The 13,029-nt window shown below is 70.7% G+C and carries 9 protein-coding genes; 6 read left to right on the top strand and 3 right to left on the bottom strand.

The window, feature by feature from the left end; all coding sequences use genetic code 11:
* Positions 1–5: 5 nt before the first annotated feature.
* A complete protein-coding gene (locus KRR26_RS12230; protein WP_120209578.1) occupies positions 6–1,034 on the bottom strand; it encodes a zinc-dependent alcohol dehydrogenase family protein in 1,029 nt (342 codons plus the stop codon).
* Between the two features lie 156 nt (positions 1,035–1,190).
* On the opposite strand from KRR26_RS12230, the gene KRR26_RS12225 reads away from it, so the two are divergent.
* Positions 1,191–2,114 (top strand): LysR family transcriptional regulator, encoded by a 924-nt coding sequence (locus KRR26_RS12225; RefSeq protein ID WP_120209579.1) that lies wholly within the window; start codon positions 1,191–1,193, stop codon positions 2,112–2,114.
* Between the two features lie 28 nt (positions 2,115–2,142).
* Here KRR26_RS12225 and KRR26_RS12220 read toward each other — a convergent pair whose 3' ends face one another.
* Together KRR26_RS12220 and KRR26_RS12215 are read right to left on the bottom strand one after the other, a co-directional pair.
* The gene (locus tag KRR26_RS12220; protein ID WP_217079882.1) at positions 2,143–2,760 is read right to left on the bottom strand and encodes a hypothetical protein; all 618 of its coding nucleotides are present in this window, start codon (positions 2,758–2,760) and stop codon (positions 2,143–2,145) included.
* 103 nt (positions 2,761–2,863) lie between these two features.
* Positions 2,864–3,427 carry a DUF420 domain-containing protein gene (locus KRR26_RS12215; protein WP_217079881.1) on the bottom strand — a complete coding sequence of 188 codons (564 nt, stop codon included), beginning with the start codon at positions 3,425–3,427 and terminating at the stop codon, positions 2,864–2,866.
* 158 nt (positions 3,428–3,585) lie between these two features.
* Between KRR26_RS12215 and KRR26_RS12210 the strand changes: the two genes are divergently transcribed.
* The 5 genes from KRR26_RS12210 to KRR26_RS12190 are packed head-to-tail and all read left to right on the top strand — an operon-like array spanning position 3,586 to position 12,954.
* Positions 3,586–5,601 carry a DUF1585 domain-containing protein gene (locus KRR26_RS12210; protein ID WP_120209582.1) on the top strand — a complete coding sequence of 672 codons (2,016 nt, stop codon included), beginning with the start codon at positions 3,586–3,588 and terminating at the stop codon, positions 5,599–5,601.
* Positions 5,601–6,263: a hypothetical protein gene (locus tag KRR26_RS12205; protein WP_120209583.1), complete on the top strand. Its 663-nt coding sequence runs from the start codon at positions 5,601–5,603 to the stop codon at positions 6,261–6,263. Before KRR26_RS12210 ends, KRR26_RS12205 begins: the two co-directional genes overlap by 1 nt.
* Positions 6,264–6,282: 19 nt before the next feature.
* On the top strand, positions 6,283–7,683 hold the full coding sequence (locus KRR26_RS12200) for a DUF1501 domain-containing protein (RefSeq protein WP_217079880.1): 1,401 nt from the start codon (positions 6,283–6,285) through the stop codon (positions 7,681–7,683).
* Between the two features lie 5 nt (positions 7,684–7,688).
* On the top strand, positions 7,689–9,212 hold the full coding sequence (locus KRR26_RS12195; protein WP_217079879.1) for a hypothetical protein: 1,524 nt from the start codon (positions 7,689–7,691) through the stop codon (positions 9,210–9,212).
* A 28-nt stretch (positions 9,213–9,240) separates the two neighbouring features.
* Positions 9,241–12,954, top strand: coding sequence for a VCBS repeat-containing protein (locus KRR26_RS12190; RefSeq protein ID WP_217079878.1), 3,714 nt, complete (start codon positions 9,241–9,243; stop codon positions 12,952–12,954).
* The last annotated feature ends 75 nt before the right edge of the window (positions 12,955–13,029 follow it).

The raw sequence follows: 13,029 nt of genomic DNA, 5'->3' as shown, positions 1-13,029 counted from the left end.
GCGCCTCAGTTGCCCACGCGGATGATGATCTTTCCGAAGTGGGCCGCGCTCTCCAGATAGGCGTACGCCTGGGCCGCGTCCGCGAAGTCGAAGACGCGGTCCACCGCCGGGCGGATGCCCGTGAGTGTCACGAAGTTGCAGAGGTCCTCGGCCATGGCGCGGCTGCCCACGTAGACGCCCGTCATGTGCTTGTTGCCAACGATGAGGCTGATGGGCTCCACCGGGGCGCCACCCGCGCCGCTGACTCGGCCCACGATGGTCAGCCGCCCGCCCATGCGGAGCGAGGCGATGGAGCGGTTGAGGGTGTCTTGTCCGCCGACCTCCACCACCATGTCCACGCCCTGGCCGTGGGTGAGCCGGAGCACCTCGTCCTGCCACTCCGGCGTGGTGCGGTAGTTGATGGTCTCATGCGCGCCGAGCGCCCGCGCCCGCGCGAGCTTCTCATCGCTGGACGAGGTGATGAGCGTCTTCAGGCCCGCGGCCCGCGCAAGCTGCATGGCCCACACGGACACGCCGCCCGTACCCAGCAGGAGCACGGTGCCACCCGGCTTCACGCGCCCCTCGACGAAGAGTGCGTTCCAGGCCGTGACGCCCGCGCAGGGCAGGGTGGCGGCCTCGGCGTAGTCCAGGTGCGCGGGCACCGCGTAGAAGGCGCTCTCGGGGAGCACCACGTGCTCGGCCAGCATGCCGTCCGCGTCGAGGCCACCGAGCGCCTCCGCGGTGCGCTGGGCGCTGACAGGGCCATCCACCCAGTGGGGAAAGAACGACGCGGCCACGCGGTCGCCCGGCCGGAAGCGCGTCACGTTCGCGCCCACCGCGATGACGTCACCCGCGCCGTCCGAGCAGGGGATGGGCGTGGCGACCTTGCCCGTCATCGAGCCGGCCATCCGCGTGATCATGAGGTCGCGATAGTTGAGTGACACCGCGCGCACGCGCACGAGCACCTCGTGGGGACCGGGAGCGCGAGCCTCGCGCTCGAAGCGCTCCAGGCCAAAGGGGAGCTGCTTGTGGGGGACGATGCGGTAGGCCTGCATGGGAGATATCTCCAGGGGACGGGCGTCTGCGGGCAGTCGAGTGCCGCCGTCGCGGCGGTCGCCGTGACCCGTGAAGCGAAGATATCGGTGCCGGATTATCCTCAGTGACGTCTTGTGCTACGCACTGTGTAGCCTCAGAGGAACCAATCGACCGCCATGAATGAGCGACTGAGCGGCATCTCCACGTTCGTCCAGGCCGTGGAGGCGGGGAGCTTCGCGGAGGCCGCCGAGCGGATGCGGCTGACGCGCTCGGCGGTGGGGAAGACGATCGCGCGGTTGGAGCATCGGCTGGGCGTGCGCCTGTTCCACCGGACCACGCGGCGCCAGAGCCTCACCGAGGACGGACAGGCCTTCTACGAGCGCTGCGTGCGAGCCCTGGGCGAGTTGGACGCCGCCGAGGCCGCGCTCGACTCCGGTCGCCGCGAGCCGACCGGGCGGCTGCGCGTCAGCGTGCCGGTGCTGTTCGGACGCCACTGTGTGGCCCCGGTGCTGATGACGCTGGCGAAGCAGTACCCGCGGCTGGAGGTGGAGCTGTCCTTCAACGACCGGGTGGTGGACCTGGTCAACGAGGGGTTCGACCTGGGCGTGCGCGTGGGCCCCCTCCCGGACAGCGCGAGCCTCGTCGCGCGACACCTGGGCACGCAGGCCATGGGCATCTGCGCGTCGCCCGCGTACCTGGCGGAACGGGGGCGGCCTGCCACGCTCGACGCCTTGGCGTCGCACACCGGCATCGTCTACGGCGGCTTCGGCAACGACAAGGGCTGGAACGTGCGCGACACGGAGGGGCGCGTCCGTGAGATTCGCATCGCCAGCCGGGTTCGCTTCGATGACGTGCAGGCCATCGCCGACGCGGCCATCGCGGGCGCGGGGCTCGCGTGGCTGCCGTGCTGGTTGATGGGGCGCTACGTGCGCTCCGGAGAGCTGTCGCTGGTGTTCGATGCGGAGCGCGTGGTCTCCGCGGAGATTCACGCCGTCTGGCCCAAGACGCGCTACCTCCCGTCGAAGACGCGCGCAGCCATCGACCTCCTGGTGGCGGAGATTCCCAAGGTGCTGCACCGCCCCGTGACGGCCGGGAAGTGACCGCACGCGCGCCGGCCGCGGGGTCCGCTCAGGGCACCTCTCTCACCTCGGTGTGGCTCACCTGCGCGTTGATGACCATGACCTCGGGGAGTCCTCCCGAGGTGTAGCCGCCGAACTTGAAGCAGTCGCTGTCCTCGGGGCGGGTGCACTTCCAGGCGCCGGGGTCGCTGTCGACGGGCAGCCGTGCACACGTGCGGGTGGTGCCCAGGTCCAGCGTCATCAGCCGCAGCGGCCCCTCGAACTTCTTCGCGGGCAGGCCGAGCGCGCGGCCCAGCACCGCCGGGTCATGCTTGCCGTTCGTCATCGACTGCTCGATGGCGCTGAGGATGCGGCCGGTGGGGGCGGCGAAGAGGAAGCAGCCGCTGTCGTTGCACCGGCCGAAGTTCTTCGCGTTCGCCTTCACGATGTACGTCTGGAAGGCGCTGTCCGTCATCAGCCAGGACACGCGGTTGTTGGGGAAGTTCGCCGCCAGGTGTTGCGCCGCGCTCCAGGGCATCGCGCGGGTGTCCGCCTCGCGAGCAATCGCCGCCTGCGCCGTGTCACACGCGCTCCCATCGGGGGGCGGTGCGAGCACCGCGGTCGCATGGGAGCAGCCGACACCGGCGAGGAGCGCGCCGAGCCACGGCGTTCCGACCGTCCACCTCATGGGGGCCTCGCGTGAAGAAGGGACGCGAGACACTACCGCAGGCACTCCCGGTGCTTGCGGCGCTGAGGCGGGTCACTGCGCGCTCGTGTTCAGTAGCGCGGCGCTACGCGGCCGGCATGCCACCGCGCAGCATGAAGAAGACGAGCACGCCGGTGATGGACACGTAGGTCCAGATGGGGGCGAGCCAGCGCGTCACTTTTCGGTGACGGGCGAAGTCCTGGCGCCACGCGAAGTAGAAGGCCACCAGCGCCATGGGCACCACGGACATGGACAAGAGGACGTGGCTGGCCAGGACGCACAGGTACAGGCCGCGCCAGTCCCCGACGTAGCGGGTATCGCCGTGGACGTAGTGGTAGGCGACGTAGCAGATGAGGAAGAGGGCCGACGCCGCGAAGGCCCCGACCATGAGGTACTGGTGCACCCGCCGCGCGCCTCGCTTGATGGCCACCCAGCCGGCGATGAGGAGCACCGCCGCCGTGGCGTTCAGGCTCGCGTTGACCGCGGGCAGGAAGCGCAGGTCCACGTTCCCCCCCACCGCGCCGCCCCGACGGATGAGCAGCAGCCAACCCAGGAAGGCGAGCGCGACGGCGGACACCACGCCGGTGAAGACGTAGAAGGCGCGGTCGGAAATCCGCGAGGGCGGGGAAGCGGAGGCGGCGGTGGACATGGCGCCCTATCTCCCTCGGGCCGCCCGGGGTTGCAACCACGACGCGTGCGTAGGCGCACATGTCGGATGAAGGCGTCGTTCAGGCCTGCTGGATCTTTAACAAGGAAAGCAGGCACAATCTGACGGTTCGCCCCCGATCCCCCCTCTCGGAGGTCCTCGTGCCCTCAGTGCGTTGCCTCGGCCTGCTGGCTGGCGCCGCGATTCTCTTCTCGCTGCCCGCCTCCGCTGAGGACGCGGTCTGCGCTCCTGTTGCGAAGGTTCCGCTGGAGCGCCACCTGCGTCAGCTCTCCCTCGACTTGTTGGGCCGTCCGCCGACCTTGGAGGAATACCAGGTCGTCCAGGCCAAGGGCTCCATCACCGCCGAGGACATCCAGGCGATGATGAAGCAGGAGGCATTCTTCCAGCGGATGCGCACGTATCACCGCGCGCTCTTGCGCTCGAACATCAGCGCGAGCGTCTTCGATGCCGGTGACTCGCGGCTCGGCGGCGCTGGCACCGCCACGAGCGCTTACGGGTTCGCCAACAATCCCTCGGCGGGCTTGCGCGGCCTCAACGGCGTCACCTGCGATTCGTACATCGCGCAGGACGACTGCAACAAGCTGGGCACGGACGGCAAGCCGCTGTTCCCGGTGCAGGATCCGCACGCCGAGCCGCCCGTCACGGAGAAGAAGTGCCGCGACGAGAAGGGCGTGCCGCTGCCGGTCAGCTACGACTACGACACCAGCTATTACAAGTGCACGCAGCTGGACCTGACGGACACCACGCTCACGGACTGCACCGTGGCGAAGTCCAAGCCGGAGGTGCTGCCGGCCAGGTACCTCTACTTCTGTGACATGCGGCGCATCGCCAACGGCACGCTGCATCCGTTCCTCTGCCTGCCGGATCCGGCGAAGAACACCACCTCCGCGCTGACGGTGGAGCAGGCGGACGCCAGCGGCAACGTGGTGGCCTTCACGCACCCCAACCCGGAGACGAACCCGACGCTGGCGCGGTTGGACCGCTGCACGCTGACGCTCAACAAGCGCAACAACGTGAACGGCACCTACGCCCCGCAGCGCGGCTGCCTGGAGCGCGAGGGCTACGTGACGAAGCCCGCGCCCTACTGGGCCACCACCGCGGACCCCGTGCGCGTGTGCGCCATCGAGGCGCAGGAGCGCCCGGCGAACCCGTGGACCTTGGAGTCCTGCGAGACGACCCGCTTCGTCGGCGACCGCACCTGCGGCTGTGGCGTGGGCATGCGTCGCTGTGAAGTGGCCGCGGTGCACACCGCGCGCGTCGCCGCCTTCAACCAGGAGCCGGAGCGCATCGCGGACTCGGTGCTGCGCCGCGACGAGCCCTACTTCAACATCCTCACCACGCGCCGCTCGTTCCTCAACGGCACGCTGGCCGAGTTCTACCGGCAGAAGCAGGGCGTGGGCGTCTTCAGCGTCAACGCGCCCGGTGGGGTGGACGCGCTGCCCGCGCTGGCCTACTCGGACGTGGACACCTGGACGGAGTACACGCGCGACACGCCGCACTCGGGCATCCTCACCACGCCCGCGTTCCTCTACCGCTTCCCGACCCAGCGCTCGCGCGTCAACGAGTTCTACGACGCGTTCCTTTGCAAGACGTTCTCGCCCGCGCAGGACGCCTCGCTGCCTCCGCCCGAGGACGCGTGCAACCGCGAGAACAACCTGGCCAAGCGCTGCGGCTGCAACTACTGCCACGCCACCATCGAGCCCACGGGCGCGCACTGGGGGCGCTACGGTGAGCGCGTCGCGCTGTACCTGCCGCCTGACCAGTTCCCCCGCTACGACCCGAAGTGCCGCGACTGCGCCATCAACGGCGACACGAGCTGCGGCGGCGAGTGCGCGCAGTACGTGATGCAGGCCTACGACGGCGATGGCGCCAACTCGCTGGGCCTCCTGAAGACGTACCTGTACCGCACCGCGGACGAGGAGAAGAACATCGAGGGCGGCCCGGCGCTGCTGGTGCAGCGGATGATGCAGACGGGCGACCTGGAGCGCTGCGCCGTCAAGCGCATCTGGAACGAGTTCCTCGGGCGGCCCATGACGCCCGAGGAGCAGTCGATGTACCTGGTGCCCTTCTCGCAGGACTTCGCCAAGAGCGGTCACCGCCTCAAGGCGCTCATCGAGCGCGTGGTGATGTCCGACGCCTACCGGAGGATCGACTGATGCGCCGCCTCGTGTTGACCGCGTTGCTCGCGCTCGTCGCGGGCTGCACCCAGGGCTCCGTGGATGCCCCGAAGCCGGTGGAGCGCGATGGCCAGTTGGAGCCGGTGAACAACCCTCACGCCCAGGAGCCCGTGCCGCTGCCGGACCCCGAGGCGCAGGGGGGACACGTGGGCCGCGCGCCCCGCCGCATCACCGTGGCGCAGCTCAAGGAATCCATCCGCACGGTGGTGGGCCGCGACTGGTCCGAGCTGGAGTCGCGCGCGCAGTCGCTCGGCCGCGCGGACTTCGCGCTCATCGCCAGCGAGAACACCGAGCCCAACCTCGTGTTCGCCAAGTTCCTGGACGACGGCGCGCGCGAGGTCTGCATGCTCCAGGCCGCCGCGGAGCTGAACCAGGCGGATCCGCAGCTCCGGGTGCTCAGCCGCTCCATCCCGGGCAAGCTCGATGACCTGCGCAAGCTGACGGACGCGCAGGTGCGCACGTTGATGGTGGAGCAGTCCACCCGCTTCTGGGGGGCCCCGCTGTCGGGCGACGAGCTGACCCGGTACGTGAACCTGTTCACCCAGGCCGCCGTGCGGGCCGAGACCCTCAAGAAGCGAGACCAGGCGCTGGCGGTGGTGTGCATCGCCATGATGACGGACTCGCGGTTCATCACCTACTGACGTCTCCCAGGTGCCTCCGATGAAGAAGACGCCCCCCGACGAGTTGCGCCCCGCGCGCCGGACCTTCCTCAAGGCCGCCGCGGGCTTCATGGGCTCCACGCTGCTGGGCGGTGTGCCCTTCCGCGCCTTCGCCCAGGCGACGAACCTGGCGCCCCCGGACCGCTGCTTTGTCTTCGTCTACTTCGCGGGGGGGTGGGACCAACTCCTCGCCTTCGACCCGCGAGACCCGGACGAGTTCACCCCGGACCGCGTCACGGAGACGCGCATCCTCCCGGGCTACAGCCTGCTGTCCACGGACACGCGCTTCCAGACCAGGCCCCTCATCCCCGCCGAGAAGTCGGGCGTGGGCCGCAGCAACATCGCCTTTGGCCCCGCGGTGGGCCGGCTGGCGGACCACTACGACCTGATGACCGTGGTGCGCGGCATCAACATGACCACGCTCGGGCACGAGGTGGGCTACCGCTACTTCCTCACGGGCAAGCAACCCAACGGGAGCGCGGCGCGCGGCTCGTCCACGGCGACGGAGATTGTCGGGCAGATGAAGCCCACGGTGCCCATCGCCTCCATCGCGTACAACATCGAGTCGTACAACGACCGGTACGGCGGCTACGCCAACGCGCTGCGCGTCAGCGGCCTCAACGACCTGGTGCTCACGCTGTCGCCGAGCACGCGGCAGCTCGACAGCGACATCGAGAAGCAGCTCATCGACTTCAACGGCCAGCCCATCTCGTGCGAGGAGGCCGCTTACGGCGCGCGCGGCGTGGGCACGACGTATGAGAACAGCCGCGGACAGATGGGCGCGGTCATGGCCAACAAGCTGAGTGACGCGTTCAAGTTCCAGACCGCCACCGAGGCGGGCGGCCTGCTGGACTTCTACGGTCTGCGCAACCAGGCCTTCCCGTTCAACAGCGCGGCGGGGCGCGCGGCCACCGTGGCCACGGCGCTGAAGAAGGGCATCAGCCAGTGCGTGTCCATCAACCTCACGGGCGGCCTGGATACGCACTTCGGCACGCAGCTCACCCACGCGAGCAACCTGCGCGTGGGCTTCGACGCGTTGGCCCTGTTGGTGGATGACCTCCGTCGCACCTCGCACCCGGGCGGCGGCAACTTCATGGACCACACCACCATCATGGTGTTCAGCGAGTTCGCTCGCACGCCGCTCATCAACAGCCAGGGCGGCCGCGACCACCACCTGTGCAGCAGCTGCATGCTCATGGGCGCGGGCGTGAAGCACAACTACGTGTTCGGCCGCAGCGGCGACATTGGCATGGCGCCCGGCACGTTCGACCTGCGCACCGGCGCCGCGGACCCCAACGGCACGAACATCTTCCCCGAGCACGTCATCGCCACGGTGTTGGCCTCGGCGAACCTGGACTACAGCATCACCCGCGTGGACCCCCTGCGTCCCATCCTCGCCTGACCGAGATGCCCGCTCATTCCTTCGTCCGTCCCGTCCTCGTCTCTCTTCTCTTGTCCGCCGGGGTGGTGCTGACCGCCTGCGAGGACACTCCCACGACGGAAACCATCCGCCCCGTCGCCTTCACCCCCACGCAGGTGAAGGCGACGCAGGGCGTGAGCGCGGTCACGTCCTTCGCGGACCAGTCGGGAGGCGGCATCTTCGTCGCGTCCGATGGCACCGCCGTGCGACTGCGCTTGGATGGCTCGCGCGCGCCGCTGGAGGCCCACCCGGCCAACCCGGGCCCCGTGGGCACCGTGCTCGCCGTCCATCGGCTGGGGCCTCACTCCGCGCTGGCCGAGACCTCCAACGGCTTGTTCCTCGCCGAGAGCGGCTGGTTGCTCGCGGCGCCGTGGGGCGCGCCCTTCACGTCGGGCCTGCGAGGCACGGCCCAGACGGCGGACGGCGCCGTGTGGCTGGCGCACCCTCAGGGGCTGTACCGGCTCCAGGGCGGCGTGCTGTCCGAGCTGAAGGTGAATGGCCGCTCGCTCGATGACGTGGTGTCGCTGGCGGCGGCGCCGACCGCGGATGGCACGTCCGGCCTGTTGTTCCTGCGCCAGCAGACGCTGGCGGTGGCGGTGGCGGCGGGCGCCAATGCGTACCGCGTGATGGGCACGGACATCCCCTTGAAGCAGGGGGAGATTGTCACGGCGGTGGCCGGGCTGGGGCCGGGGGTGGGCACCTCCGGCGAGCCGTGGGTGCTCACCACCGAGCGCCTCCTGCACTACCTGAAGAACGGATGGCAGAGCGTGGCGCTGTCCACGCTGCCCACGGAGGTGCACGCCGCGGGGCGCTTCCTCTGGGCGAAGGCCGGCGCGGAGCTGCTGCTCTACGACGCGGACGCCAACACCTGGGGAACGGCCAGCGACGTGGACGCGAACACCGTGACGTTCCTGGCGGTGGATGAGAGCGGCTGCGCCTGGGTTCGCCTGGGCGAGGACACCGTGGCGCTGAGCCCCTCGCCCGCGCCTCGGGTCACGGGCATGAACCAGGGCATGCTCGTGGTGGAGGACGGGCTGGTGGTGCGCGCGGTGCTGCCTCCGGGCGCCGCGGGCGCGAGCGTCTTCTTCCAACTCGGTGACGCGGAGGTCCCCGCGCCCGCGCCCGACTACAGCCTCGGCGGCATGGAGACGGACGGCACGCCCAAGGCGTATTCGCTCTCCGCGCTGACCCCCGGCATGCACACGCTCGGCGTGGTGGCCCGGTTCGCGGATGGCTCGGAGGCGCGCCGCTCGGTGCCGTTCAGCTACCAGCCGCTCAACACGGTGGCGCTGAGCTGGGACAAGGACATCCGTCCCCTGCACGAGTCGCGGTGCGCGAAGTGCCACACCACGGGCCCGGGTCGGCCGCTGAACACCTATGCGCTGTGGAAGGAGAACGCGGCCCTCATCACCGCGGCGGTGCGCGACCAGCGCATGCCCGCGGACGGCCCGATGGATCCGCAGCAGATCTCCCTCATCCAGCGCTGGGCTGCCTCCGGCGCGCAGCCCTGACGTCTCCGCATTCTCGAGGCTCCTCACCATGAAGCGAATCACCCGCGCGGCCCCCCTCCTCGCGTTGCTGGCCGTGGGCTGTCGAGACGGGCTCGAGCCGGCGGCGGAAGTCCCCTACGCCAGCCCCTGTGATGGACTGGCTCCGATGAAGCTCACCGCCGAGCCCGCGAACGTGCGCGTGGGGGGCGTGGTGGTGCTCTCCGCGTCGGGCGGCAGCGGCCATTACCGGTTCGTGGTGATGCCGGGCGGCTCGTCCGGCGAGGTGCGCGGGGACCGGTTCGTGGCGGGCGCCACGCCCGGCAATGACGTGCTCGTCGCCCAGGACGCCGTGTGCGCGGGAGACGTGAGCGCGGCGGTGAAGGTGGTGGCGTCGTTCAACGTCGCGCCCGCGCGCGCGGCGGTGCGCCCGGCCACGTCGTTCAAGGTCGAGGTGTCGGGCCTGGTGGGCTCGCCCACGTATTCGCTGGTGAAGTCGGGCTCGGGCGCCACGCTCACGGCGGACGGTGTCTACACGGCGGGCGCTGGCACGGGGCTCGACCTGGTCTCCGTGCGCGACGCGCAGACGGGCGACGAGGTCCTGCTCCAGTACGACGTGCGTCCGGACGCGAAGCTCGTGGGAGACCCGGGCTTCCTGGCCCTGCCCGCGGGCGGCTCCGTGCCGCTGGCCACGCGGGGGGGCAGTGACACCGTGACCTGGACGAAGGTGTCGGGCCCCGGCGTCATCGCGGAGGGGCGCCTCAGCGTGGAGGCGAGCGCCTCGGGCGTGACGGTGTTGAAGGCGGAGGACCGGTTCACCCAGGACGTGACGAACGTGTCCGTGCGCGTGCTCACCGAGCTCATCCGCCCCACGCAGCCGCATGGCCGCCTGTCGGACGCGGCCACGCTGCTCACCGCGGACTTCGACGGAGATGGCACGTTGGACCTCGCGGTGGGACAGCGTGAGAGCGACCTGTCGCGCCCCTCGGGCGGCGCGGTCTTCATCTTCAAGGGGACCGCATCGGGGTTGCCGGCGAAGCCCACGTGGGTGCTGTCGGGCGACTCGGACACGGCGCTGTTTGGCGACATGCTCGCGGCGGGCGACCTGGACGGAGATGGCCGCGCGGAGCTGGCCGTGTCCTCGCCGGGCGCGGACGTGACGGTGGGCGACTCGGGCGCGGTCTACCTCTACACCTTCAAGTCAGGGGAGCCGCAGCTGATGCGCGGTCCGCTCACGGGGCTGGGGCGCGGCGGCTTCGGCACGGGGCTGGCCATCGCGGACGTGGATGGTGATGGCGACCTGGACTTGCTCGTGGGTTCGCCGGTGGGGGACCTCGCGGCGACCTCGACGATCAGCAAGCGCGGCGTGGTGGACTTCTTCGTGCTGGAGCGGGGCAAGCCCATCCCGGACCTGCCGGCGGTGCGGCTCGGGGGCACGGACCTCACGCAGGCGGGCGGGCTGGTGGCCCGCAGCAACACGGACCTGGGCCGCGCGGTGGTGATGGCGGACTTCAACAACGACGGGCGGCCGGACCTCGCCGCGCTCGGCAAGACCTCGCGGTACAACGCGGATGGCAGCCTGGGCGGACAGCAGATCTCCGTCTCCGTCTTCTTCGCGCGGGCCTCGGGCTCGCGCTTCAACGCCACGCCGGATGTGTACGTGCTGCCCTCGAACCTCACGGAGGGGCTCGCCAACGAGGGCACGTGGCGGCTGGGCGTCATTCCGGGAGAGGGCTCGCGTCCGCCGCTCCTGCTGGTGCTGGCGGATCGCGCGGACTCACCCGACCTGCGCACGACCGGCGGCGTCCAGTCCGGCGCCGACTCGGGCGGTGCGTTCCTGTTCGACCTGACCGGCCTGACGCCCACGGGCGAGGCCGCGGCCACGCCGGTGCAGCTCACGCGTGATGCCGCCTATGCGCGCATCTACGGCGACGTGAAGTCCATCAACGCGGGCCGCAGCTGGGCCGTGATGGACGTGGACGGCGTAGCCGGGCCCGAGCTGCTCTTGGGTGCGCCCTACGGGACGGCGATGGCGGGCACCACCACGCTGGGCAGCGCGGGCCGCGTGCTCGCATTCCCGCTGGCCACGCTGACCAAGGGCAGCACGCTCAACAAGCCCCTCGCTTCGCTGGGAGGCGCGGCGAAGGCGGAGGTGCTCGGCGCGGGGCTCGCGGTCCTCGGTCCTTCGAGCGCGCCCTCGCTGGTGGGCTTCGCGGGACGGGCCTCGTCGGACCAAGGCGCCTTCACGGGCCGGGTGGACGTCTTCCAGCGCGCGGGCGCGTCGCTCGCGGAGTGGACGCGCACGGGCATCCCCGTGCCGGCGAAGTCGAGCGTGGAGCGCTACGGCGAGGCGGTGGCGGTGGCGCGCCTGCCGGGTGACCGCACCGTGGCGGTGGTGGGCGCGCCGGGCTTCTCGGGCCCGGGCGTCAACGGGGACGGCGCGGACCTGTCCGTGGGCCGGGCGTATGCGTTCAACGTGGCCACGCCCACCACGCCCACGGTGGCGGGGGAGGGCGCGGGTGCGCCGCTGACGCGCGGCAGGAGCGTGGGCACGGACGTCACGTTCACCGACTTCAACGGCGATGGGCGCAAGGACCTGGTGATGAGCGCGCCGACGTTCGTCGCGCCCGGGATGAACTCAGCGGCCGCGGAGCGAGACGCCTACGCGCAGGTGCGGCCCGAGTGCGTGGCCGCGAGCACGCAGTCGGTGGGCGGCGTGTTGGTGTCACTGGGACAAGCGGATGGCTCGTTCACCGCGGCCTATCGGCTGTGGGCGCCCACGCTCATCGCGGGCTGCACGCCGGACACGGATGCGAAGTGCAAGCGCGCCAGCATCGGCCGAGGCGTGGTGGGCGGCTTCGACTTCAACGGGGACGGCAAGGAAGACCTGGGCGTGCTGCGCGACAAGGGCTTCGACTTGTATCTGGGCCGCGCTCCGGATGACGCCACGCTGGCGAAGCTGACCATGGGGTGTGACCCCGTCTACACGTGGCCCACGTCCGCGCAGCAGACCTCCGCGCCCGCGGCGCTGGGAGACCTGGATGGAGACGGCTGTTCCGAGGTGTCGTGGCGGTACTCGGATGGCTCGCGCTCCGGCATCGTCATCCTCTTTGGCTACGACGCCGGAGGCACGAAGTGCGGTGGTCGCACGCAGCCGTCCATGGTCCGCGTGGCCGGAGACGGAGAGGTGAACCTGAACATGCTCGGACTGGGCGTGGCCACGACGCGCGCGGGCCGCTTCCTGGGCGGCACGCGGGACTACCTGGCCGTGAGCGCCGCGAGCATCCCGGTGAATGGCGTGACGCAGCCCGCGGTGCTGCTCCTGGACGTTTCGCCGCTCGTGAGCTTGCGGCCCACCTCCGCGACCGAGGCCTTGGTGTCCGCGCTGGATGATCGACTGTCGCCCACCACGCTGGTGCATCGCTCGCGCGCGGTGGGCTTCGGCGCGTCGCTGGCGGGCGGCAAGGACCTCACGGGAGACGGCGTGCCGGACCTCATCGTCGGCGCGACGGGCGCCTCGGTGGCGTCGGATGGCGGCGGCGCGGTGTTCTTCTACGCGGGCGGCCCTCAGTCCTCGGGCGCGCTCTCTCCGTTCCTCACGGTGGTGGGCGACGCGGCGGAGCGCGGCATGCTGGGCCAGTCGCTCTCGCTGGCGCCCGTGAGTGGAACGCAGGCGGCCGTGGTCGTCATGGGCGCGTCGCGGAGCTATCGCACCGGGACGCAGAATGGCACCGCGTTCGTCCTGCCGTTGCCCTTCGAATTCTAGACATCCGACCGGGCGGCACTGGGTGTCGTCCGGTCGCTGTGTCTATGCTGCGCCCGCCTGAACAGTGACGGGGGT

It is taken from the genome of Citreicoccus inhibens (genome assembly GCF_019039035.1).
Classification (GTDB): Bacteria; Myxococcota; Myxococcia; order Myxococcales; family Myxococcaceae; genus Citreicoccus; species Citreicoccus inhibens.
The sequence above is the reverse complement of the archived record's forward strand: the minus strand, read 5'-3'. Positions and strand labels throughout refer to the sequence as shown.

Coding starts and splice junctions, on each gene's coding strand:
- KRR26_RS12205 (WP_120209583.1), top strand. CDS start 5,601: ATGCGCCGCCTCGTGTTGACCGCGTTGCTCGCGCTCGTCGCGGGCTGC.
- KRR26_RS12195 (WP_217079879.1), top strand. CDS start 7,689: ATGCCCGCTCATTCCTTCGTCCGTCCCGTCCTCGTCTCTCTTCTCTTG.
- KRR26_RS12225 (WP_120209579.1), top strand. CDS start 1,191: ATGAATGAGCGACTGAGCGGCATCTCCACGTTCGTCCAGGCCGTGGAG.
- KRR26_RS12220 (WP_217079882.1), bottom strand. CDS start 2,760: ATGAGGTGGACGGTCGGAACGCCGTGGCTCGGCGCGCTCCTCGCCGGT.
- KRR26_RS12200 (WP_217079880.1), top strand. CDS start 6,283: ATGAAGAAGACGCCCCCCGACGAGTTGCGCCCCGCGCGCCGGACCTTC.
- KRR26_RS12215 (WP_217079881.1), bottom strand. CDS start 3,427: ATGTCCACCGCCGCCTCCGCTTCCCCGCCCTCGCGGATTTCCGACCGC.
- KRR26_RS12190 (WP_217079878.1), top strand. CDS start 9,241: ATGAAGCGAATCACCCGCGCGGCCCCCCTCCTCGCGTTGCTGGCCGTG.
- KRR26_RS12230 (WP_120209578.1), bottom strand. CDS start 1,034: ATGCAGGCCTACCGCATCGTCCCCCACAAGCAGCTCCCCTTTGGCCTG.